Source organism: Raineyella sp. W15-4 (assembly GCF_033170155.1).
In the GTDB taxonomy this organism is placed as follows: Bacteria; Actinomycetota; Actinomycetes; order Propionibacteriales; family Propionibacteriaceae; genus Raineyella.
The window spans coordinates 1,435,137-1,457,498 of the sequence record NZ_CP137079.1; the positions used below are offsets into that span (position 1 = coordinate 1,435,137).

General features: G+C 69.6%; 23 protein-coding genes and 1 tRNA gene. 15 read left to right on the forward strand and 9 right to left on the reverse strand.

Features of this window, described 5'->3' with window-relative positions; all coding sequences use genetic code 11:
- Positions 1 to 164: 164 nt before the first annotated feature.
- The 7 genes from rplS to dprA all read left to right on the forward strand — a co-directional run bounded on the left by rplS (position 165) and on the right by dprA (position 5,754).
- Positions 165 to 515: a 50S ribosomal protein L19 gene (rplS, locus tag R0145_RS06670; protein WP_317839581.1), complete on the forward strand. Its 351-nt coding sequence runs from the start codon at positions 165 to 167 to the stop codon at positions 513 to 515.
- Between the two features lie 42 nt (positions 516 to 557).
- Complete coding sequence (lepB, locus tag R0145_RS06675; RefSeq protein WP_317839582.1) at positions 558 to 1,364, forward strand: signal peptidase I; 807 nt, start codon at positions 558 to 560, stop codon at positions 1,362 to 1,364.
- On the forward strand, positions 1,364 to 2,014 hold the full coding sequence (locus tag R0145_RS06680) for a ribonuclease HII (protein ID WP_317839583.1): 651 nt from the start codon (positions 1,364 to 1,366) through the stop codon (positions 2,012 to 2,014). The genes lepB and R0145_RS06680 overlap by 1 nt, the downstream gene beginning before the upstream one ends.
- A complete protein-coding gene (locus R0145_RS06685) occupies positions 2,011 to 2,319 on the forward strand; it encodes a DUF2469 domain-containing protein (protein WP_317690562.1) in 309 nt (102 codons plus the stop codon). Before R0145_RS06680 ends, R0145_RS06685 begins: the two co-directional genes overlap by 4 nt.
- Positions 2,320 to 2,492: 173 nt before the next feature.
- Positions 2,493 to 2,876, forward strand: a complete 384-nt coding sequence (locus tag R0145_RS06690) for a YraN family protein (RefSeq protein ID WP_317839584.1) — start codon at positions 2,493 to 2,495, stop codon at positions 2,874 to 2,876.
- Between the two features lie 128 nt (positions 2,877 to 3,004).
- On the forward strand, positions 3,005 to 4,591 hold the full coding sequence (locus tag R0145_RS06695; RefSeq protein WP_317840169.1) for a YifB family Mg chelatase-like AAA ATPase: 1,587 nt from the start codon (positions 3,005 to 3,007) through the stop codon (positions 4,589 to 4,591).
- Positions 4,588 to 5,754, forward strand: coding sequence for a DNA-processing protein DprA (gene dprA / locus R0145_RS06700; protein WP_317839585.1), 1,167 nt, complete (start codon positions 4,588 to 4,590; stop codon positions 5,752 to 5,754). The genes R0145_RS06695 and dprA overlap by 4 nt, the downstream gene beginning before the upstream one ends.
- 328 nt (positions 5,755 to 6,082) lie before the next feature.
- On the opposite strand, the gene R0145_RS06705 is transcribed toward dprA, so the two are convergent.
- A complete protein-coding gene (locus R0145_RS06705; protein WP_317839586.1) occupies positions 6,083 to 6,355 on the reverse strand; it encodes a GNAT family N-acetyltransferase in 273 nt (90 codons plus the stop codon).
- 173 nt (positions 6,356 to 6,528) lie between these two features.
- On the opposite strand from R0145_RS06705, the gene R0145_RS06710 reads away from it, so the two are divergent.
- The 4 genes from R0145_RS06710 (at position 6,529) to R0145_RS06725 (ending at position 8,820) form a co-directional block, all read left to right on the forward strand.
- Entirely contained in the window at positions 6,529 to 7,677 is a 1,149-nt protein-coding gene (locus tag R0145_RS06710) for a cystathionine gamma-synthase (protein WP_317839587.1), read from the forward strand.
- A gap of 60 nt (positions 7,678 to 7,737) precedes the next feature.
- The gene (locus R0145_RS06715) at positions 7,738 to 7,998 is read left to right on the forward strand and encodes a hypothetical protein (protein ID WP_317839588.1); all 261 of its coding nucleotides are present in this window, start codon (positions 7,738 to 7,740) and stop codon (positions 7,996 to 7,998) included.
- Positions 7,999 to 8,002: 4 nt separating this feature from the next.
- Complete coding sequence (locus R0145_RS06720; RefSeq protein ID WP_317839589.1) at positions 8,003 to 8,488, forward strand: hypothetical protein; 486 nt, start codon at positions 8,003 to 8,005, stop codon at positions 8,486 to 8,488.
- 107 nt (positions 8,489 to 8,595) lie between these two features.
- Complete coding sequence (locus R0145_RS06725; RefSeq protein WP_317839590.1) at positions 8,596 to 8,820, forward strand: hypothetical protein; 225 nt, start codon at positions 8,596 to 8,598, stop codon at positions 8,818 to 8,820.
- 325 nt (positions 8,821 to 9,145) lie between these two features.
- Here the strand turns inward: R0145_RS06725 and mqo are convergent, their stop codons facing one another.
- Entirely contained in the window at positions 9,146 to 10,660 is a 1,515-nt protein-coding gene (mqo, locus tag R0145_RS06730) for a malate dehydrogenase (quinone) (protein ID WP_317839591.1), read from the reverse strand.
- Between the two features lie 359 nt (positions 10,661 to 11,019).
- Here mqo and R0145_RS06735 point away from each other — a divergent pair, with 359 nt between their 5' ends.
- Positions 11,020 to 11,370 carry a metallopeptidase family protein gene (locus R0145_RS06735; protein ID WP_317839592.1) on the forward strand — a complete coding sequence of 117 codons (351 nt, stop codon included), beginning with the start codon at positions 11,020 to 11,022 and terminating at the stop codon, positions 11,368 to 11,370.
- A gap of 90 nt (positions 11,371 to 11,460) precedes the next feature.
- Here the strand turns inward: R0145_RS06735 and R0145_RS06740 are convergent, their stop codons facing one another.
- The gene (locus R0145_RS06740) at positions 11,461 to 12,516 is read right to left on the reverse strand and encodes an LLM class flavin-dependent oxidoreductase (protein WP_317839593.1); all 1,056 of its coding nucleotides are present in this window, start codon (positions 12,514 to 12,516) and stop codon (positions 11,461 to 11,463) included.
- A 103-nt stretch (positions 12,517 to 12,619) separates the two neighbouring features.
- Here R0145_RS06740 and R0145_RS06745 point away from each other — a divergent pair, with 103 nt between their 5' ends.
- On the forward strand, positions 12,620 to 14,209 hold the full coding sequence (locus tag R0145_RS06745; protein ID WP_317839594.1) for an ATP-dependent DNA ligase: 1,590 nt from the start codon (positions 12,620 to 12,622) through the stop codon (positions 14,207 to 14,209).
- 80 nt (positions 14,210 to 14,289) lie between these two features.
- Here R0145_RS06745 and R0145_RS06750 read toward each other — a convergent pair whose 3' ends face one another.
- The 5 genes from R0145_RS06750 to R0145_RS06770 all read right to left on the reverse strand — a co-directional run bounded on the left by R0145_RS06750 (position 14,290) and on the right by R0145_RS06770 (position 20,295).
- Positions 14,290 to 15,894: a glycosyltransferase family 39 protein gene (locus R0145_RS06750; RefSeq protein WP_317839595.1), complete on the reverse strand. Its 1,605-nt coding sequence runs from the start codon at positions 15,892 to 15,894 to the stop codon at positions 14,290 to 14,292.
- Positions 15,895 to 16,197: 303 nt separating this feature from the next.
- Positions 16,198 to 18,735, reverse strand: a complete 2,538-nt coding sequence (gene glgX / locus R0145_RS06755; RefSeq protein ID WP_317839596.1) for a glycogen debranching protein GlgX — start codon at positions 18,733 to 18,735, stop codon at positions 16,198 to 16,200.
- A 167-nt stretch (positions 18,736 to 18,902) separates the two neighbouring features.
- Positions 18,903 to 19,328: a hypothetical protein gene (locus tag R0145_RS06760; protein WP_317839597.1), complete on the reverse strand. Its 426-nt coding sequence runs from the start codon at positions 19,326 to 19,328 to the stop codon at positions 18,903 to 18,905.
- The gene (locus R0145_RS06765; protein ID WP_317839598.1) at positions 19,329 to 19,622 is read right to left on the reverse strand and encodes a hypothetical protein; all 294 of its coding nucleotides are present in this window, start codon (positions 19,620 to 19,622) and stop codon (positions 19,329 to 19,331) included.
- Positions 19,623 to 20,209: 587 nt separating this feature from the next.
- Positions 20,210 to 20,295 (reverse strand) — tRNA-Leu (locus R0145_RS06770).
- Positions 20,296 to 20,550: 255 nt separating this feature from the next.
- On the opposite strand from R0145_RS06770, the gene R0145_RS06775 reads away from it, so the two are divergent.
- Positions 20,551 to 20,778 carry a DUF5703 family protein gene (locus R0145_RS06775; protein WP_317839599.1) on the forward strand — a complete coding sequence of 76 codons (228 nt, stop codon included), beginning with the start codon at positions 20,551 to 20,553 and terminating at the stop codon, positions 20,776 to 20,778.
- A gap of 102 nt (positions 20,779 to 20,880) precedes the next feature.
- Positions 20,881 to 21,291, forward strand: coding sequence for a hypothetical protein (locus R0145_RS06780; protein WP_317839601.1), 411 nt, complete (start codon positions 20,881 to 20,883; stop codon positions 21,289 to 21,291).
- A gap of 12 nt (positions 21,292 to 21,303) precedes the next feature.
- On the opposite strand, the gene R0145_RS06785 is transcribed toward R0145_RS06780, so the two are convergent.
- Positions 21,304 to 22,302 (reverse strand): aldo/keto reductase, encoded by a 999-nt coding sequence (locus R0145_RS06785; protein WP_317839602.1) that lies wholly within the window; start codon positions 22,300 to 22,302, stop codon positions 21,304 to 21,306.
- Positions 22,303 to 22,362: the final 60 nt, after the last annotated feature.

Below are 22,362 nucleotides of genomic sequence, written 5' to 3' on the forward strand. Positions count from 1 at the left end.
GCCGCCGGGGGCCGAAGGGATTTGAGCGGCCTCGCCGATCTGTGGCAGAATACTCAGCTGTTGCCCGTACGCTCATGACTCCTGCCACAGGGGGATCGTTCGTGACGTGGGGGCGTCTCCATCCCGACTGCGAGGTGGCCTGTGGCACCGGCGAGGACAACATCATGAGCAAGCTGATCGCTGCGGTGGACGCCGCATCCCTCCGCGACGACGTCCCGGACTTCCGTCCCGGCGACACCGTCAAGGTGCACGTCAAGGTCGTCGAGGGCAACCGCTCCCGTGTCCAGGTCTTCGCCGGCGTCGTGATCGCCCGCGCCGGCGGCGGGCTGCGGGAGACGTTCACCGTCCGCAAGGTGAGCTTCGGTGTGGGCGTGGAGCGTACGTTCCCCGTGCACAGCCCGATCATCGACAAGATTGAGGTCGACCGCCGCGGTGACGTGCGCCGGGCCAAGCTCTACTACCTGCGCGACCGTCGCGGCAAGGCCGCCAAGATCAAGGAGAAGCGCGCTCACTGACGCGCCTCTTCGCTGTTGTCGTTTCCCGGGCGTACGATCGCGATGACCTCTCGTCGGCGCCCGGGAAAGGAACAGACGACCGTGGACAACACCCGGGAATTCGCCCCCACGACCGGTGAGCGGATCTGGCGAGCCGTCAAGGAAGCTTTGATCATCCTGGTGGGCGCGGTGGTGGTGTCCTCGGTCCTGCAGCACTTCGTCGGGCAGATGTTCCTCATCCCGTCGGGATCGATGGAGCACACCCTCGACATCGGTGACCGGGTTATCGCCCAGAAGATCGTGCCGGTCCACCGGGGCGACGTCGTCGTCTTCCGCGACTCCGCTGGATGGCTGGGGCCCGAACCGCTGGTCAAACGCGGGCCGGTCGGCCACGCGTTGGAGTTCATCGGGGTGCTCCCCGACACCTCCCAGAACTACCTGATCAAGCGCGTCATCGGGCTGCCCGGCGACACCGTGGCCTGTTGCGACGCGGTGGGCAACCTCACCGTCAACGGCCGCTCGGTGGACGAGAAGGCCTACCTCTACCGCTCCGAGACCGGGGAGCAGGTGATGCCGTCCGACATCCAATTCCGCGTCGTGGTCCCCGCTGGGCGGATCTTCGTGATGGGTGACCACCGCAACGCCAGCGCCGATTCGCGCTGTCACCTGGCGGATGTGGTGCCCGGTGAGCCGACCGGGGCCGACGCCTTCGTGCCGCTCAGCGACGTGGCAGGGGTGGGGTGGGCCATCTTCGCGCCGTTCAACCGCACCACCATCCTGCCGAAGGCGACCGATCTGGCCCAGATCCCCGCGGCGACGACACCCGCCCCGGACCAGGCCTCGATCGAACCGGCCGGCGTCACCTGCTGATGGCCGCCACCACGGACCGCGACGGCCCGGACCTGTACGCGTACGAACGGGCTCTGGTCGCGGGCGGACTGGGCCCGGTGGCGGGGGCCGACGAAGCCGGCCGGGGCGCCTGCGCCGGCCCGTTGGTGGCCGCGGCCGCGGTGCTCGACGACGCGCCGGGGGCCGAGATCCCCGGACTGCGCGACTCCAAACTCATGACGCCGCACCAGCGGGACGTCGCCTACGAGCTGATCCGTACCCGGGCCGTGGCCTGGGCCGTCGTGGAGATCCCGCCGGCGGAGTGCGATAGGCGAGGGATCCAGCCGTCGAATCTCGAGGCGCTGCGCCGCGCCCTGCTCCGGTTGGACGTCCCGGCACACTACTGCCTCACCGACGGGTTCGCCGTCGACGGTCTGGGCGTCCCCGGGCTCGCGCTGTGGAAGGGGGATCGGGTCGCGGCGTGCGTCGCGGCGGCGTCCGTCCTGGCGAAGGTCACCCGGGACCGGATCATGGTGGCGATGGATGAGGAGTACCCGGGCTACGGTTTCGCCCAGCACAAGGGGTATACGACGCGGGCCCACCAGGAGGCCCTCGAGGAGCTCGGGCCCTGCCCCCAGCACCGGATGCGTTATGACAACGTGATCCGCGCGACTAGGCTGGCTGCACGATGAGCGCCGAGGACCTGGAACAGTACGAGAGCGATCTCGAGCTGCAGTTGTACAAGGAGTACAAGGCAGTCGTCGAGATCTTCACCTATGCCGTGGAGACCGAGAGGCGGTTCTACCTGTGCAACGCGGTGGACCTCAAGGTGCGCACCGAGGGCGGTGACGTCTACTACGAGGTCTCGATGGCCGACGCGTGGGTGTGGGACATGTACCGGCCGGCCAGGTTCGTCAAGAGCGCCAAGGTGCTGACCTTCCGGGACGTGTCGATCGAGGAGATCGACCACTCCGATCTGAGCGTGCCGCGTCCCTGAGCTCCGTGCTGCCGCGTCCCTGAGCCGTGGCGGCGGCGAATCGTCGCCGGATACGCCAGGATGCGAGGCCTCGTCCACAGGGCCCGCCGGCGGCTCCGCCGATATCCACACCCGTGATCGGTGCGGCCGCTGAGAGCCGTCTTCGCCCCACCCTCCCGGCGGAGGTGTGGAACATGGATCAGCAACGTACGCAGGAGCGTCGCGCTCTGGCGGTCGTGGGGGAGGACCTGGCGGTGGCGACCCTCGAGGCCTCCGGGTCGGTGGTCATCGCCCGTAACTGGCGGTGTCGGGCCGGGGAGGTCGACGTGTTCGCCGTCGACGAGTCCGCCGACGGCCCGGTCCTCGTCGTCTGTGAGGTGAAGACACGGGTCGGGATCGACTTCGGTGATCCGCTGGAGGCGATCACGCCGCAGAAACTGGCTCGGATGCGCGCCGTCACCACGGCGTTCCTGGCTCAGCACGGGCCCCGGTACGCCCGGGTGCGGTTCGACGCCATCGGCATTGTGATCACCGGGGACCGTCCGACACGGATCACGCATCTGGCGGGTGTGGCGTGACCGCGCGCCGGGAGGTGGCGGCTCTCGCGCCATCCGTCGTCCGCGAGGCGGTGCGATCCGAGGTCGGGTTGCCCCCTGGGCGGGCGCCGTCGCGGCCCCGCACCGCCACCGCCCGTTCGATAGCCCTGATCGGGATGGACGGGCAGGAGATCGAGGTCGAGGCGATGATCGCCCCGGGCCTGCCCCGGACGACCCTCGTCGGCCTTCCCGACACCGCGGTCTACGAGGCGAGGGACCGCTGCCGGGCGGCGGTCGCGGCCACCGGCCTGGCCTGGCCGGTCACCTCGTTGACGATCAACCTGACCCCGGCCAGCCTCCCGAAGGCGGGATCCCAACACGACCTGGCGATTGTCGGTGCGATCCTCGCTGCGGCCGGTCTGGTCCCCGGCGACAGGCTCCGCCGGGCGGTCCTGCTGGGCGAGCTCGGGCTGGACGGCCGGGTCCGCCGGGTCCGGGGTGTGCTCCCCGCGGTGCTGGCGGCTCACGCTCGGGGACACCGGTGTGTGGTGGTCCCTGCCGGACAGGGCCCGGAGGCGTCGTTGGTCGAGGGCGTCGAGGTGCACACCGTCGCCAGCCTCCGGGAACTGGTGGCGTTCCTGCGTGGGGAGGCCGGGTCGGGCCGGCGCGCTGACGGCGCCACTGTGCCCGTCGAGGGTGCCGACGCGGCCCTCGACGGTGCGAGGTCGTCCGTCGACGGCGCCGATCCCGCCGGCGGGAAGACCCTCGCCGACGGGGTGTCCCCGGACTTCGCCGACGTCGTCGGCCAGGGCCCGGCCCGCCTTGCCGCGGAGGTCGCCGCGGCCGGCCGGCACCATCTGATGCTGAGCGGGCCGCCGGGCGTGGGCAAGACGCTGATCGCGTCACGCCTCCCGGGCATCCTGCCGCTGCTGTCGGTGCCCGAGGCCCTGGAGGTCGCCGCGGTCACCTCGCTGATCGGTGAACCCATCACCGGGCTGCAGCGGCGGCCTCCGTTCGCCGCTCCCCATCATGCCTGCTCGGTGGCTGCGATGGTCGGCGGCGGCTCCAAGATCGCCCGCCCGGGCGCGGTGTCGCGGGCGCATGCGGGTGTGCTGTTCCTCGACGAGGCCGCCGAGTTCGCCCCGGTGGTGTTGGATGCACTGCGGACTCCACTGGAGGCGGGGGAGGTGTCACTGTCCAGGTCCCACGGCGAGGCGCGTTACCCGGCCCGCTTCCAGCTGGTGATGGCGATGAACCCGTGCCCGTGCGGAAATGCCGGTGTGCCGGGGCGGCTGTGCGAGTGTTCGCCCCACGTGATCCGCCGCTACCGTGGCCGGGTCTCCGGCCCGTTGCGTGATCGTGTCGACATCACTGTGATGATGTCCCCGCCACCGTCGGCCTATCTGGCCCTGGGGTCCCGGCTGCCGGCGCCCGAGCCGTCGGCGGCCATCGCGGCCAGGGTCGCCGAGGCCCGGGACCGTCAGCAGCGGCGGCTGGCCGGAACCGGTTGGACCACCAACGGTGCGGTGTCGGGCGCTTATCTCCGCAATCACCTGCCACTGCCCCGGGCCACCGACCGCCTCGATGACGCGATCCTGGACGGACGGTTGAGCAACCGGGGGGTCGAGCGGACGCTACGGATCGCCTGGACGATGGCCGACCTGGCTGGACACGACGTCCCCGACGAGGAGGACCTCTGGACAGCGCTGGCGCTGCGGCGCGGTGAGACCCACTTGCTGCCGGGCGGTGTGTCATGAGCGGGCCGGTGCTGGGCTGGACCGCCGAACGTCTGGCGCGATTCTCGCTGGCGCACGTCGTGGAGCCGGGCGACCCGGGGATGTGGCGTACGGTGGCGACTCTCGGGGTGGAAGGCGCCTGGTCCGCGCTGAGGTCACTGGGATCCGACAGCAGATGGAAGCACCGGGCGGCGGTCTTCGACCCGGAGACGGCGATCCGGCTGACCGAACGGTCGGGAGCTCGGTTCGTGATCCCGGGTGACCCGGAGTGGCCGGAGCAGTTGGAGGCACTGGCCACCTGCGAACCGGTCCAGGAGCGGATGGGGGTCCCGGTCGGACTGTGGGTGCGAGGGGCGGCGAGGCTGGCTGACGTCGCCCGTGCCTCGGTGGCGGTGGTCGGTTCCCGCGCCGCCACCACCTACGGAGAACACGTCGCGCTGGACCTGGCGCATGCCCTGGTGAGGGCCGAGATCCCGATCATCTCCGGAGCGGCGTACGGCATCGACGCGGCGGCGCACCGCGGTGCGCTCGCCGTCCGGGACGCCGCCGGCGACGCGGTGACCGCCGCGGTGTTGGCCTGCGGGGTCGACCAGGTCTATCCGAGCGGTCACGCCGCCCTGTTCGAGGCGATCGCGGCGCGCGGTGTCCTGGTGTCCGAGCTGCCGCCGGGAGAACACCCGACCCGGCTGCGCTTCCTGAGCCGCAATCGCCTCATCGCTGCCCTGTCCCGGGGAACGATCATCGTGGAGGCGGCCTTCCGCTCGGGCGCCCGCAACACGGTGACCTGGGCGTCGGCCTGTGGCCGGCCGGTGATGGCCGTCCCCGGCCCGGTCACCTCCGGCCTGTCCGTTACCCCCAATCGGTTGATCCGCGATCACGAGGCGGAGCTCGTTTCCAGCCTCGAGGACATCCAGGCCCTGCTGTCCCCGGTCGGGCAGGACACCCTGGTCGGTCACCAGGAGCCGGCGACGACCGTGGACCTGCTCGGGGAGACCGAACTCATCGTGCTCGAGGCGATGCCCGGGCGGGGAACGACGGGTCTGGACGAACTCTCGGTCCGGGCGGCGCTGCCGGTGCCGCGCTGCCTGGCCGAGCTCGAGTCACTGGGCGCGAAGGGTCTGGTCCGGGAACGGGAGGCCGGCAACTGGCAGCTGACCCACCGGCACCTGGACCGACGTCGCTGACGGGCCCGCCGACAGCGGTGCCCCCGCCGCAGAGGAGCGACGGGGGCACTGGGGTGAGCGCCGGTGGCCCGGACGGAGTTCCACCGCACCTGCCTCGCGTGCCGCCAGGCGATGGACAGGCAGGTGCTGGAGGAGATCCTCCGTGCCGGGACACCCTGTGGTCCTCCCGGGCCCGTTCGCTCGGGGCCGGCGCGCAGGCCGGCCCCCGGGTTCCGGACGGACACCCGGGGGAGGGGGTCAGGATGGGGTGAGGTGGGAAGGGACGGGGCCGGCGGTGACCGGACGGCCCGTCGGGAAAGGGCTCAGGGCCGGGAAAGGGCTCAGGACGTCAGAGGACGTCGGTGTACTCGGGGTGCAGGTCCACGAAGCGCTTGGCGAAAGGACACTTGGGGTCCACGACCATGCCACGGGTGCGGGCGTTGTCGAAGGCGAAGCGGGTGAGCTGACGGGCGATGCCCTGGCCCCTGAGGTCCCGGACGGTCTCGGTGCTCTCGATGACCATCTTGTTGCCGGACACGGTGTAGTCGAGCGTCCCGACGACCTGGTCGTCGATTCGGGCCTCGAACCGGTTGCCCTCAACCTGGTGAACAAAAGTCGACATGTATCACTGCTCCGTCGCTCGAAAGGGTGTGGAAACGTATGCGAGTCGGCTCTGGCGGCAGCGTTCCACTGGAAGAGTAGTCAGGGCGCCCTCACATTCCAAGTGCGCTGGTGACGGCCCGGTCGGCGTCCAGACGCGTGGTCCACCGGGTCGGGTTGGGTACCGTTGCGGCCATGGACAACGGCTTCAGTACTCGGGCCATCCGCGCCGGCCAGACCCCCGATCCGGTCACCGGCGCCGTCGTGCCGCCGCTCTACCTCACCTCGACGTTCGTGCAGGACGGGGTGGGGCGAATGCGCAGCGAGTACGAGTACTCACGATCCGGCAATCCCACCCGCACCGCTGCCGCCACCCAGCTCGCCGCGCTGGAACAGGGGACGTACGCCTACATCACCGGCTCGGGCATGTCTGCGGCGGACCTGGTGCTGCGGACGGCGCTGCGCCCGGGCGGCCGGGTCGTTCTCGGCCGGGACGCGTACGGCGGCACCACCCGGCTGCTCACCCAGGTGCTGGACTCCTGGGGGATCGAGACGGTCATCGCCGATCCGTGTGAGCCGGCCGCGCTCGAGGAAGTGCTCCGCCATCCGGCGCCGGGCGGCCAGCTGGTCTGGGTCGAGACCCCGTCCAATCCACTGCTGCACATCTGTGACATCGCCGCGGTGTCTGCGCTGGCCCATGCGTACGACGCCCGGGTATGCGTCGACAACACCTTCGCCTCCCCCTACCTGCAGAACCCACTGCCGCTGGGGGCCGACATCGTGGTGCACTCCACCACCAAGTACCTCGGCGGTCACTCGGACCTGGTCGGGGGTGCGATCGTCGTCGACGACGAGGAACTCGCCGAGCAGCTGAAATTCCTGCAGAACGCTGCCGGCTACGTATCCTCGCCGTTCGACGCGTGGCTGCTCATCCGGGGGATGAAGACCCTCGCAGTGCGGATGGACCGGCACTGCGCCAACGCCAGGACGGTCGCCACCTTCCTCGCCGAGCATCCACGGGTGTCGCGGGTGCACTATCCCGGCTTCGACTCACATCCCGGTCACGCGATCGCCGCCCGACAGATGCGTGACTTCGGTGGGATGGTGTCCTTCAACGTCGCCGGCGGCCGGGAGGAATCGCTCCGGGTGGCGGCCGCGACCACGGTGTTCCTGCTCGCCGAGTCCCTGGGCGGCGTGGAGTCCCTGGTGGAGCATCCGGCGGCGATGACCCACGCCTCGGTGGAGGGCACCGCCTCCGCGGTGGACGACGACCTGTTGCGCCTGTCGGTGGGCATCGAGGATGTCGATGACCTGATCTCCGACCTGGATCGAGCGCTCGGCTGACCCGGCCAGGGGGACGTCGCTGCACGGGACCGGTGTGCACCGGGGCGGTACCCTGCAGGCATGGGCGACGTCCGATGGCTGCACCCCGGGGATCGGTTGTTGTCGACCGACCCCATGAGCTGGAGTTTCCGTGATCTGTGTCAGGCCGCGGCGATGCTCGACACCGACGAGCGGATGGTCGCCCATCTCACCGACCATGCCGCCAGGCCGGAGGTCCGGCAGCGACTGCGGGTGCTGCTGCGGCTGATCGACGACGAGGGCGAGGCGGCACCGTTCAGTCAGCTGTCCCGACAACTACTGACGACCATGGTCGGGGACTGAGGACATGGTTGGGGCCGAGGTGGCCGGCCTCCCCGGGTGGTGGCCGTGGCTGGTCGCGGCCGTGATCGTGATCGTTCTCGCGGTGGTCGCGTCGCGGTCCGGGGCCCGGAGGGATCCGGACGATCGGCTGGACGAGGCCGACGAACGCGAGATCGACGAGATGTTCGCTCTGGTCGACGCCGAGGCGGACGCACCGGTCCCCTCCGGGCCGTTGTGTGCCACGGTCGAGCGGCTGATCGCCCGGTCGGTTCCCCTGCGTGACGTCCGGCCGGCTGCCCGTGCGTCGGTCGGGCGGCTGGTGTTCGCCGACTCGACCGTGCTGCTGATCGGCCAGCTGACCGTGGACACGATCGCTCTTGCTCGGGCCGTCGTGGCCGGGCCGGTCGTCGTCGCATCGTACGAGCCGGACGACCGAGGCGTACGGCTGGTGCTTCGGTGGAGATCGGGGTCCGCCGAGATCCGGGTGGTCGGCTTCGACCAGCCCGACTGAGGGACCCAGCAGGGCGGCACCGACCCGCAGGGTGGCACCATTGGACCCGGGACGTGGCCGATGCCGGTCACGTGGACCAAGGAAGTGGACCAGGAAGAGGACAGAGGATGTCGAACGAGATCGAGTTCGTGAAGGGCGTCGACAAGCTGCACGCCTTCTACACCGAGCACGTCCGCATGCTGGCCCATGCGTACGACCTGACGGACAAGCAGGCGGCCACGCTGCTCGACGAGTACGGCTTCCACAATGTGGCTCGGTCTATCCTGTACCCGCCCCGGGTGCAGGAGATCCCCGGCAGCTGGGACGAGGCCCAGGGGTCGGCCAGCAGCTGACCGCCCGTGGCCGTCGTCACCGGAACGATGCCCGGCGCCAGGCAGGCCAGGTACCCGGCGCCAGGTGGGCCGGTCAGGAGACGCCGCCGGTGCGCCACCTCGTCGATGCTGGACCCCGGATGCCCGAATGCCGTTGTGCCCTGGGACGCAGTTGACCGGCCCGATGATCGGGCCGGCCAACAGCATCCGACAGTTACGAATCCGGAGCCCAGGAGTGATCCGGGGTACCAAGCAGTGATCCGGAGTCAGGCAGTGATCCGGAGTCAGGCAGTGATCCGGAGTCAGGCAGTGATCCGGGGCCAGGCGGTCGCTTGCCGCCCGGCTGTCACTTCGCGGTGGGCTCGACCGGTGGCGTGATGTGCAACACGTCCGCGGTGTGCTTCATCGTGTCGTAGGCCAGCTGCGGATCGTCGGAGAGCCGCTTGCCGTAGGTCGGGATGACCTCCTTGATCTTCGGGGTCCACTCCTCGACCTTGTCGGGGAAGCAGCGTTCGAGCAGCTCCAGCATGATCGGCACGGCGGTCGAGGCGCCCGGGGAGGCGCCCAGCACGGTGGCGAGGGTGCCGTCCTCGCTGGCGATCACCTCGGTGCCGAACTCCAGCCGGCCGCCCCGCCCATCGGCGTTGGTCTTGATGATCTGGGCCCGCTGGCCGGCCTTGATCATCCGCCAGTCGGTCATGTCGGCGCTCGGCGAGAAGTCGCGCAACTCCCGCAGCTTCTGGCCCGGGGTCATGAAGATCATGCTGATCAGCAGCCGGATCAGCGCCACGTTGTCCTTGGCCACGTTGAGCACAGCCATGATGTTGCCGGTGCGGATCATCTTCGGCATGTCCAGCCAGGACCCGAACTTCAGGAAGCGCGGATCCACCCCGGCGTACGGCCCGAAGAGCACCGACCGGTTGGTGTTGATGATCCGGGCGTCCATGTGCGGGTTGGACATCGGCGGGGCGCCGACCTTCGCCTTGCCGTAGACCTTGACGGTGTGGGTGGCGACGATCTGCGGATCGGTGGTCGACAGGAACGCGCCGGAGACCGGGAACAGGGCGTAGCCGTTGACCTCGGGCACCCCGGCCTTCTGCATCATCTTCAGCGCCCAGCCGCCGGCACCGTTGAAGACGAACTTCGCCCGGACGAACTTGTCCGGCCCGCGGCCCTCGTCGCGGCGGCGGTGGTCGGCCACCCGCAGCGTCCACGAGCCGTCGGAGTTCTGCTTGAGGTCGGTGATCTCCTTCGAGGTCTCCACGAACACGCCGTGGTACTCGAGGTAGTTGAAGATCTGGCGGGTGATGGAGCCGAAGTTCACATCGGTGCCGGTGGCGTCGTACGTCACCGCGATCCGCTCCTGGGAATCACGCCCCTGGATCAGCAGCGGCGCCCACTCCTTGATCTTCTCCTGGTCGTCGGAGAACTCCATCCCCGTGAACAGCGGGTTCTCCTTGAGCGATTCCCAGCGGCGGCGCAGGAAGTCGATGTCGGACTCGCCGTGCACCATCGACATGTGCGGACAGGCGTTGATGAAGGTCTCCGGGTGGCCGAGCACGCCGGCCTCGACGAAGTGCGCCCACAACTGGCGGCTCACCTGGAACTGCTCGTTGATGTCGATGGGCTTGGAGTTGTCCATCGAACCGTCGGACTTCTCCTTGGTGTAGTTCAGCTCGCACAGCCCGGAGTGTCCGGTGCCCGCGTTGTTCCACGGATTGGAGGATTCCTTGGCCACCTTCGGCAGGCGTTCGAAGCCCATGATGGTCCAGTCCGGCTGCAGCATGTGCAGCATCAGCCCGAAGGTCGCGCTGAGCACACCACCGCCGATGAGTGCGACGTCGACTTCCTCGGCCTCCACGGGCCATCTGCCTGGTTTGTGCTTGCCGAACGCCACGACTGCTCCTCACGAATGCCTATCGAACATGGGCGGTGTCCACCGGCCGCCCGCCGACATGGGCAGTCAGGTGCACGACACCGTGCAGCCCTCCGCGCTGTGCCCGCGAGGGGCTCCCGATGCGAAAGGATGTGCTGGAACTACGCTACGACCTCGCGGGAAGCCGTACCAATCGCGTGTCATCCCCGTGCCCTGGTGTGACGATAATGACATCCACCGGTCCCGTACGGTGGGGGCAGGTGGTTTCCGGATAGGCGTCGGAGGCTGTTCCATCGGCGGATCGGTGCCGTCTGGGGGGACGACGACCGGGTGAGGAGGCGATGATGCTCGACATCTCCGCGGAGGAGTTCGAGGCGTACGTCGACGCGGCTGTCGAGTCGGTGCCGGCAGCACTGCTCGATCTCGTCGAGAACTGCATCCTGGTGATCGAGGACGATCCACCGGCGGACGAGCCGTACGTGCTCGGCTACTACCAGGGTGTCCCACTGGACCGTCGAGGGCTCGACTACTCGGGGGTACTGCCGGATCGGATCCTGATCTTCCGCAACCCCCTGATCCGGATCTGCCGTACCCCCGAGGAACTGCGCGAGCAGGTCCGGATCACCGTGGTGCACGAGATCGGGCACTTCTTCGGGATCGACGATGCTCGGCTCCACGAGCTCGGCTACGCCTGACCGCGGTCGGGGCGGTCCCGCAGGCGACGGCGATGCCCCACCGGAGACCCCCTGACCCTCCCGGCCGAGCGGCCGAACGGCCGAGAGAGCTCAGCCGATCTCGCGCCGGACGACCGGCAGCACCTCGGTGGCCAGCAGTTCGACCGCCTCGGCGGTGCTGGCGTACGGCAGGCCACCGAGTCCGATCTGGGCCAGGAACCGGCGATGTCCGAGGAGTTGGTGCTCCCACAGGATCTTCTCCACCACCTCCTGCGGGCTGCCCGCGAACAGCGCCCCGCGGGGGCCGGCCCACACCTCGAACGCCTCCCGCGCCAGTGGGACCCCGTGCGCACCGGGCATGTTGTCCCCGATGTAGCGGCTGTAGTATGGGTAGAACTCGTCCCGCGCCCGCTGCGAGGTCCGGGCCACGTGGACGTGGCTGGTGACGCCGAGAGTGAGCCCGGCCGGATCATGGCCGTACGACGCGGCGGTGCGCCGATAGAGGTCCGCGAGCGGGACGAAACGGTCCGGCTGGCCGAGGATCGCCAGGTACATCGGCAGGCCCAGGCGCCCCGCGCGCTGCACACTGGCCGGCGTCCCGCCGACGGCGATCCAGACCGGCAGCCGGTCCTGGGCCGGGCGGGGATAGACCCCGATGTGGTCCAGTGTCGGCCGGAACCGCCCCTGCCAGCTGACCTCGGCCGATGTGTCGAGTGCGAGCAACAGGTCGAGCTTCTCCTCGAACAGGTCGTCGTAGTCCTCCAGCCGGTACCCGAAGAGCGGGAACGACTCGACGTACGCCCCGCGCCCGGCGGTGATCTCCGCGCGCCCGCCGGACAGCAGGTCGACGGTGGCGAAATCCTCGAAGACCTTGACTGGGTCTGCCGTCGACAGCACGGTGACGGTGCTGGTCAGCCGGATCCGCTCAGTGGCCTGGGCGATCGCCGCCAGCACCACCGGTGGGGAGGCGATGGCGAAGTCCGGCCGGTGGTGCTCGCCGACACCGAACACGTCCAGCCCGGTCCGGTCGGCCAGCACGGCGAGGTCGACGAACTCCCGCAGCCGGCGGGCGGCCGGCAGCAGGTCCCCGGTGGCGCGGTCGCGGGTGAGTTCCCCGAACGTGAAGAGCCCCAGTTCGAAGGCAGCGGGTGCCGGGTCGTCGGTCATGGATCCATCGAAGGCCCCAGTAGTTCAATAGTCAAGTATTGTTCCGGGGTGACTCCACCCGTGACAGGTCGACTCCACCCGGGCCAGGAGGGATGATCGGGGCATGCTGCTCACCCGGCTCGTGCAGACCTCCGCGGCGGTCACCGCGACCCGCTCGCGGATCGAGAAGCGGCACCTGTTGGCCGCGACGCTGGCCGAGTCCGGCGATGCCACCGAGGCGGACATCGTCGCCTCTTACCTGTCGGGGCGGCTGCGGCAGCGGCGGACCGGGGTGGGCTGGCGGTCGCTGCTCGGCCTGCCCGAGCCGACAGTCACGCCATCGCTGACCCTGGTCGAGGTCGACGAGGCGCTGGCGGCGCTGGCCGCGTTGTCCGGGCCCGGTTCGGGGCGGGCCCGCGAGCTGGCCGTCGCCTCCTTGTTCGGACGGGCAACAGCCGCCGAACAGGACTATCTGCGGCGCCTGGTGGTCGGGGAACTGCGTCAGGGCGCCCAGGACGCCCTGCTGCTGGAGGCGATCGCCGAGGCGGCCGGGCTGCCGGTCACAACGGTGCGCCGGGCAGCGATGTTCAGCGCGTTCTCCGGCCCGGTGGCCGCGGCCGCGCTCAGCGGCGGGGCGGAGGCTCTCGCGGCGTTCCGGCTGGAGCCGCTGCGCCCGGTCCGCCCGATGCTCGCCTCGCCCGCCCCGGACGTGGCGGCCGCCCTCGACGGCTTCGGCGGTGCTCCGGTGGCGGTCGACGCCAAACTGGACGGCATCCGGATCCAGGCGCACCGGGCCGGCGACGAGATCGCGGTCTTCACCCGGTCGCTCGACGACATCACCGAGCGGGTGCCCGAGATCGTCTCCCTCGTCCGCGGCCTGCCGGTGGGGGCGGTGGTGCTCGACGGGGAGGCGCTGCTGCTCGGCCCGGACGGTCGCCCGCGGCCGTTCCAGGAGACCGGATCGCGGGCCATGACACACAGCACCGCCGAGGCCGGTGCGACAGAGGTGGACGGCACCGCCGAGGCCGGGGAGGACGCGGTGCGACGGTCGGCCGGAGCTCCGAGGATCCTGCCGCTCAGCGCGTTCTTCTTCGACGTGCTGCACCTCGACGGGCGGGATCTGGTCGACGCCCCCGCCGGCGAGCGGTTCGCGGCGCTGACCGCGGCGTTGCCCGCGGAGGCGATCGTGCCGCGGACGGTGGTCACCGATCCCGCCGCGGTGCAGGAGTACTTCGGCGCGGTGCTGCGCCGCGGCTACGAGGGCGTGGTGATCAAGGACCTCTCCGCCCCGTACGCGGCGGGCCGGCGCGGCGCGGCCTGGGTGAAGGTGAAGCCCCGGCACACCCTCGACCTGGTCGTCCTGGCGGTCGAGTGGGGCAGTGGACGGCGGGCCGGGCTGCTGTCCAACATCCACCTCGGCGCCCGCCACGGATCAGAGTTCGTGATGCTCGGCAAGACGTTCAAGGGGATGACCGACGAGATGCTGGCCTGGCAGACCGAGCGGTTCCTGGAGCTGGAGACCGGCCGGCACGGCCACGTCGTGGAGCTGCGACCAGAGCAGGTCGTCGAGGTGGCCTTCGACGGGGTGCAGCGGTCGGTGCGCTACCCGGGCGGTGTCACGCTCCGGTTCGCCCGGGTGTTGCGCTACCGCAGCGACAAGACCGCGGCCGAGGCGGACACATTGGACGCCGTCCGGGCCCTGGCCGTCGGGTGACCCGCCGGGTCCGTGTCGGCGGTCGCCGGGCCTGTCGGCGGGTGGCTTCGGCCGGCCTCCGGGCCCGCCCAGTCAGGGCTTCAGCCCCAGTGGGTCAGATCGGGCCAGATCTTCGTCCATGGGTCGCGTCGCCCGTCACACACCACGATCGGCTGACCCTGCTGGTACATCTTGATCGCGTAGCCGTTGTCGAGGCGACCGACCTGCATGCACGACAAGAAGTGGCTCGACAGGGTGCTGAGCGGGATCCCGACGGCGACCACCGCGGTGGCGCTGTCGGGCGGCGGCGCCAGCCAACCCAGGGAATTGTGGCCGCTGTAGACCGGGGGCAGGCCCGCCTCGGGCCCGAACCGGTCGATCGCGCCCGCCTCCCCGTAGTCGCCGGCCAGCACCACGGTGGTCCCCGGACGCTGCGGGGCGTACGTACGGTAGGCGTCGGCGACCTGATCCACGTACGTCGGCCAGAAGCTCGCATCCAGCGCCAGCGGGTTGAAGTAGCGGGTGGGGCTCTTCTCGATCGGCAGCACCGGCAGGTCGAAGACGATGCCGGTGAGGGCGTTGGCGGCCAGCAGCCCGGCCACCGCACGCCGCTGGCGCACAGTCGTCGCCCACTCGGCCACCGGCACGCAGCCGATCGCCAGCAGCACCGAGACGAGACCCACCGGATAGTAGGCCTGCCCGGCCACCGGAACCATCATCAGCAGGAAGATCACCAGCCCCACGACCAGGAACCGGGCCCGTCGCCACGCCGGCCGGCGGAACAGGGCGACGATCCCGGCGCCCCAGAACGGCAGCAGGAAGGGGCCCATGATGATCGGCAGCAGGGTCCACATGCCGCGGCGGACATCGGCGTTGTTCGACCCGGCCAGCGCCATCCCGAAGGTCAGCTGGGGCCAGCCGTGCTGTGCCTGCCACCACAGGTTCGGCAGCGCCAGCAGCAGCGCCAGCCCGCCGCCGAGCCAGGTGTTGCGGTCGGTCAGCTGGTGGCGGGGTCCGGTCAGCACGATGCCGGCCAGCAGCACCAGCACGAAGGCGATGATCAGCCACCGGTTGTACGTGGTGAGTCCGATGACCGCGCCGGCGGCGATCCACCAGCGGGTGTCGTCGCGGAGCACCGCCCGGCAGACGAACAGCGCGGTGAGTCCCCACAGCGGCAGGTCGACGGTGGCGGTGAGCAGGTTGTGGCCCAGGGCCAACGGCACCAGGGCGAAGGCGTACGCCACGGCCGAGATCACCTGGGCCCGCCGGGAGCCGCCGAACTCCCGGGTGATGAGCACATGGACGTACGTCGCCAGACACGTCGCCAGCGTCGCGGCGAGGCGGATCGACCAGGTGTGGTCGCTGAGCTGGGAGAGCGTCCGGACCAGGAACGGCGTGAACGGCGGTTGGTCCACGTAGCCCCAGGCCGGCGGCAGCATCCGGAAGTACAGTTCGTCGCGCTGGTAGCCGTACCCGCTGCTGTAGATCGTCATCAGCAGGAGCTGCAGCCCGACGACGAGATGTACCCAACCGGACAGCCGGAGCCCACCCGGGCGGCCGGCGAGGAGTGCGGCGCGCAGTCGCTCGACCACCGGCCGCTGGACGGTGGCCCGGACGACGGCGGACCGCTGGACGGTGGCCCGGGGATCGGCAGGGCGGTGGGTGTCCTGCGCGGCGCCGACCAAGGAGCCGGCGGGAGCCGGCATGGTCCGCGCTGCCTCCGAGGGCTCCTGATGCGATGTCATCGGCGCCCCGCGGCTTCACCTCCGAGCATCACCGGCGTCGCCGGTGAGCCGAGTCGGTCACGCTGCGGAACAGAGGTCATGGGACGAGGTTAGTCGACGCGCCGGTGATGACGAACTCGTCCGCGCTCGTCGTGCCGAGGTTCCGGCGGTCGGTCCCGGTGCGTACGTACGGCACTCCCGTCCCGATACGGTACGCAGGGCACCCGGTTGCCCCAGACCCACTCAACCGCCTCACAGCCCCACGCAACCACCTCACCCGCGGGATCACTCGGGGAGATGCCCACGGGCTGCCGCGCGCAGGTGGTCGCGGCTGCGCTGTTCCACAAGGATCGGGATGAAGTCCCGGACCGGGCCGGTCAGTTGAGCGTGCACGTCGTGGATCGTTGCCCCGATCACGTCGGGCGGCACGTCGGGGAAGGCCACCGTCAGCCGGTCCAGGATCCCCTCGACTTCGCGCCAGTCCGTGTCGGGCTTCGCGGTCAGCACGACAGAGGAGCGTGCCGCGACCCGGTACCGCTCTCGGCCCGGGTCCAGGGGCGCCGAGGGGTCGGAGAAGTCATCAGGAGACGGCTTGGCGGTGTCGATCAGCCGGTGCCAGCGCTCCCCGGTCGACAGGACGGGCAGCGCGAAGTCCAGTGGCTCCCAGTACGCGTTGAAGATGATGAACAGGTGCTCGTCGCTGCCCGGATGGGTCAGCTCCACCGCTATCGTGTGGGACGCGCTCCCGAAGTCGGCCTGGTGGAGTTCGATACCGTGCCAGGTCACCGTGGAACTGCCGGCCTCACCCCAGAAGTTGCGGTCGGCGAACAGCACCGATCCCTTCCGGTACTGCAGCAGCTCGCGGACGAAGCGCAGCAGGTCGGCCTCACGGGTGGTGAGATCCCAGTCGTACCAGCCGATCTCGTTGTCCTGGCAGTAGGCGTTGTTGTTGCCCCGCTGACTGCGGCGCACCTCGTCGCCCATCAGCATCATCGGCCGGCCCTGGGACACGAACAGCGCCACCAGGAAGTTCCTGACCTGCTGACCCCGCAGCCGCTCCACCGCCGGATCATCAGTAGGGCCCTCCACACCGCAGTTCCATGACTCGTTCTGGTCGGCACCGTCGCGGTTGCTCTCGCCGTTGGCCTCGTTGTGCTTGGCGTTGTAGCTGACCAGGTCGTTGAGGGTGAACCCGTCGTGAGCCGTGACGAAGTTGATGCTCCGCAGCGGATCGCGATCCGGTTGCTGGAACAACCCGGCGCTGCCCATCAGGCAGTCGGCGAACGCGCCGGCCATCCCGGCATCCCCCTTGACGAACCGGCGCACCACATCCCGGTAGGCGCCGTTCCACACCGCCCAGCGGTCACCCACGAACGTGGTCACCTCGTACAGTCCCGCCGCGTCCCAGGCCTCCGCGATGATCTTGGTGCCCGCGAGCACCGGGTCGGTCTCGATGTCCCACAGGATCGGCGGGTCCCGCAAGGGAGCGCCGTCCTGACCGCGCGACAGCACCGAGGCCAGGTCGAAGCGGAAGCCGTCCACGTGCATGTCCTGGACCCAGTGGCGCAGACAGTCCAGGATCATCCGCCGGACGACCGTCTCGTTGGTGTTGATCGTGTTCCCGGTGCCGGTGAAATCGACCGACGTCCCCGAGCTCCGATCCACCATGTAGTACGTCAGATTGTCCAGTCCCCGCCACGACATCACCGGTCCATCCGAACCGCCCTCGGCAGTGTGGTTGAACACCACGTCCAGGATCACCTCGATCCCGGCCCGGTGCAGTGCCTTGACCAGATCCCTGAACTCGTCGACCGGACCCAGCCGGTCCCGGTGCGAACTGTAGGGGGCATGCGGGGCGAAGAGCGCCATCGGCTGGTAACCCCAATAGTTGATCCGTCCCGCCGGCGCCGTCTGCCAGTCGAACTGCTGGACCGGCAGCACCTCGACCGTCGTCACCCCCAGCTCCTGCAGGAAGGGGATCTTCTCGATCATCCCGGCATAGGTGCCACGGATCTCCGGCGCGACGCCGGAGTTCGGGTTCGCGGTGAACCCTCGTACGTGCATCTCATAGATGAAGCTGGCATCGAAGTCGCGCCGCAGCGGACGGTCGCTCTCCCAGTCGTACGCGTCCGGATCCACCACTACGCACTTGGCCGCTGCCGCGGTGTCGTCCCCCTCAGTCATGGCCGCCGTACGTGAGTAGTCGGCGGGGAACGCCAGCGCCGACGCGTACGGATCGATCAGCAGCTTCGACGAGTCGAAGAACAGGCCATCCTCGGGCCGGTGGGGCCCTTCGGCGTAGTAGCCGTACAACTGTCCGGCGCGTAGTCCTTTGACAAACACGTTCCAGTAGTGATAAATGCGGTTCTTCCGGGGATGGAGCCGTATCGACCGCGACGGCACCGCGTCGTCGGCGTCGTCGAACAACGCCAACGTGATGGACGCGGCGTCACGTGAGAAGACGCAGAAGGTGACCCCATCGGCACTCACGGTAGCGCCCAGACGCGGAACGCCGACCCTGCCGGCCAGTGAACCCATCAAGGCGCCGGAGGACGAGATGCCCAAGGCTGTACGGCTCTGACGTTCCACCAGCAGGGGGACAAAATCGGGGACCGCGCCGGACAGGCCGGCGCGGATCTCACGGACCGTGGCGTCGACCACCACGGGCGACAGTTGGGGGGATTCATCGGTCAAGCGCTTGATGAGCCGCTCGACTTCAAGCTCCGTCATGGCCGGCATCGCGTATGAATCCCCCATCGAGTTGAGGAGACACGGCCGGGGAAGCCTGCGCAGGTGGGCTACGCCCCCGCCCGACTCCGGCACCGGCCAGAAGATCCGTCTGACCTGACGGTAGCAGCGCGCGGCCGCTGCCGCGCGGGTTCGGCTCGGTGGCGCTCAGTCCGCGCCGGAACCGACCGCGCTCTGGTCCTTCCTCTCCCGGGTGAGTCGCTGCCAACAGAGCGCTACCAACAGGCAGAGTGCTGCCGACGTCACGGTTCAGTCGGAAGTGCTTCGGCAGGGATCAGCGTCACATGGGCCTGTTTGAGAAGGCCGAGGGTTGGGACGGCGACCCCTACTCGCGTGGCGAGCGACTGGACTCCCTCCCGGAGATAGGGGAAGGCGGCCATCACGGCCACGCGTTCCAGGAAGGCTGCTTTCACATCGTCCGGTACGGGAGTCTCGTCCTCACGGACGTACGTGACGCTGACGGCAACACGGATCAGCGCATCGTCGAGGATCCGCACGATGGTTCGGACCCACACCTCGATGTGCCTGTCCCACGACGGCGTCTTCAGCTCGAAGGTCACGTCACCTTCGGGGAGGGGAACATCCAGTTGGGACGCGAGCAGGCCGCTGGCCTCGACGAACCTCACCGATTCCAGCTCAACGGAGGCAATGAGCTCGTTGATGTCCACCTAGGCCGCCTGAATGAACTCGACCTTGGCGTTGGCCGCAGCCATGTCGGGATTCATGACGAACGAAGAGGTCGCTTCTCCCAGCTGGAGAGGGATCCTCAGTGGACCGATGACGGCTGCATCCTTGGGAGCCATCGGGCCCACCATCATCCAGCCGTCCTTCCGGTTCCGCTTGAAGGACACGTCCTGGTCTGAACCGGTCGTGTCCTTGATGTGCAGACGAAGGCCGATGATCTTGCCGGGCGTCTCGGGTGGTTCACTGAAGTAGAAGCGTGCCTCGGTTCGCGCCTGCATACGCCAGGGCCCGCCCGTTGGGGGTGGGCACATTCATGACGATGTCGTTGATCTCGGTCCGGACCGAGGCTTGTCCATCCCGATCCACGAAGTGGTGCCACTTCTGCGTGAGGCCCGAAGCGGCGTCCGGCCGCTCGGCTGATGCTCGGCGACTCATGTCAATCTGCGCGACCCGTCACATCGTCTCCCCTCCGGCCGGCCTGCTGTCCAGCATCCTCCTAGCACCATCTGACACGGTGTGCCAAGACACGACAGCAGATGGGCGCGGTGGCGTGCGGAGCCGGACCACGTGCGAAGCCGGACCACCTGTGACTGTCCTGGGCATGAGTCACAGTGAGTTCGGTGCCGTGTCTTGCGGTTCTGGTCGCGATGGTGGCGATCCACCTGCGGATGCGCAAGCTGATCGCGAGGCCACCCGGACCGGCAGCGACATCGGCGGGCCGATGCTGTTGGCGGCGGACGGGGCACGCAGTCGGTCCCCGGGCGGGCAATCGGCCGCGCTCGGGCGCGGCTCGTGGGGAACGGTCGACCATCCCTTGGACATGAGAAGGCCTGTCCCACAAGTGGACGGGCCTTCTCATCAGTTGTGTCCGAGAGGGGACTTGAACCCCTATGCCCTAAAGCGGGCACTAGCACCTCAAGCTAGCGCGTCTACCAATTCCGCCACCCGGACAGGTGTGCTCGCTGGCCCAGCAGCGCTGGGCAGCGATGTAGGACTATACCCAAGGCTCGGGGTCAACGCCAATTGCCGCGTTGACTCGTCCGAGAGGCCATGTAGGTACTGACCCGGTGCCGCCGCACACTGACACGGTGGCGCGGTGGCGCTGTGATGTGGTCGCTGCCCGCTCTCAACCCCTCGATGGGACACCCTCGGCCCGTGGCCATGACACGGTGCCACCACGATTGCCGCGCCCGGCACAATGGGGGCGTGCCGATCAAGCCCCGCCAGCGTCCCGAGAGCGACTACGACGTACGTCGCTTCTCGGTGGGCCGCGAGATGTCCCGCAACGCCCTGCGGCAGCTCCTCACCGAGGAAGCCGAACGCGGCGGTTGGGAGCTCCACCGGCTGCGGCGCTATCGCGACGGCAGCCGCGAGGTGTGGGTGCGGCGCCGGATCATCCGGGTCCGCCCCACCTGGGAGTTCTTCCCCGAGTAAGCCGGCGTTCCGGCATGGACAAGGCGTCAGGCGTCGCGGGACGGACAAGGCGTGGGCCGAGGCGCCCGCAAGGACGAGCCGGGCACCCGATAACGTGGCGCCATGACGCCGGACACCGTGGCGCCGGCCCGACGCGTGCCGCATCGGCACGGCATCGTGCTGGGCCTGCACCTGTTCAACGCCCTCAGCGCGATCGGTGGGGGGATCGCCCTCATCGTCGGCCTGATCGACATCCCCTCGTGGGTGGCCGCCACCGGCTTCCCTGACCTCTACTTCCCCGGGGTGATCCTGCTGGCCGTCGTCGGGGGAAGCTCCCTGATCGCCGCCCTGGCGGCGGGTAAACGGGTGGTCGGCTGGGAACTGACCAGCCTCGTGGCCGCCGTGGTGATGGGAATGTGGATCGTCGGGGAGATCGTCTCCATCCGAGGCTTCCACTTCCTGCAGGTGGTCTACCTCGTCACCGCGGTCGCCGCGGCCTGGCTCACCCCAGGCCACCACCCGCCGCGGGACTGAAGCCGCAGCAGCTCAGCCGCCCGTCGGCGGCTCGGACAGCCGGCCCGCCCCGTCGCGGGAGGCCATCGGTCCACCGGAGACGTCGTCCAGGGCGGCGGCGATCTCCGCAGGCAGGGACATCTCCTCGACCGCCAGGCACTCCTCGAGCTGCTCGGGCGTCCGCGCCCCGAGCAGTGACGCAGTCACCCCCGGCGCATCACGGACCCACAGCAGCGCCACCTCCAGCGGCGCCATTCCCAGCCCGTCGGCCGCCCGGGCCACCGCGTCGACGATCGCCCGCGATCGCGGTTGCAGATAGGGGTCGACGAACCAGGCGAAATGCTCGGCCGCCGCTCGCGAGTCCTTCGGGATGCCGCGGCGGTACTTGCCGGTGAGGACCCCCCGGCCCAGCGGTGACCAGGCCAGGAAGCCCAGTCCCATGGCCCGCACGGCCGGCAGGATCTCCACCTCGGCGCGCCGGGTCATCAGCGAGTACTCCACCTGGGTCGCGGCGATCGGGGTCCGGGTGGTGATCGCCCGCTGCCACGACGCGGCCTGGGCGGTCTGCCAGCCGACGAAGTTCGACAGGCCGATGTAGCGCACCCGTCCCGAGGCCACCGCGTGGTCCATCGCCGCGAGGGTCTCCTCGATCGGTGCCGGGCCCCAGGCATGCACCTGCCACAGGTCGATCCAGTCGGTGCCGAGTCGCTCCATCGAGGCGTCCAGATCGGCCAGCATGGTGCGCGCCGAGGTGTCCACCACCCGCTCCCCGTCCCGCACCCCGAAGCCTGCCTTGGTGGCGATGACGAGGTCCTCCCGGTCGAACTCCCGGGCCATCAGCGCCCCGAGGATCTCCTCGGCGTCGCCGGCGCCGTATGCTGCGGCGGTGTCGATCAGCGTGCCGCCCGCATCGACGAAGGTCGCCATCAGGTCGTACGCCACCTGCGGGGCGGTGTCGCGGCCCCAGGTGAGCGTGCCGAGGCCGAGCCGGGAGACCTGCAGTCCCGAGGAGCCGACGCGTCGCTGTTCCATGCGCGCGACTCTAATCGGGCTACGTGCCGGCGATCGCGGCCCGGTCCGTGGCGGAACCGG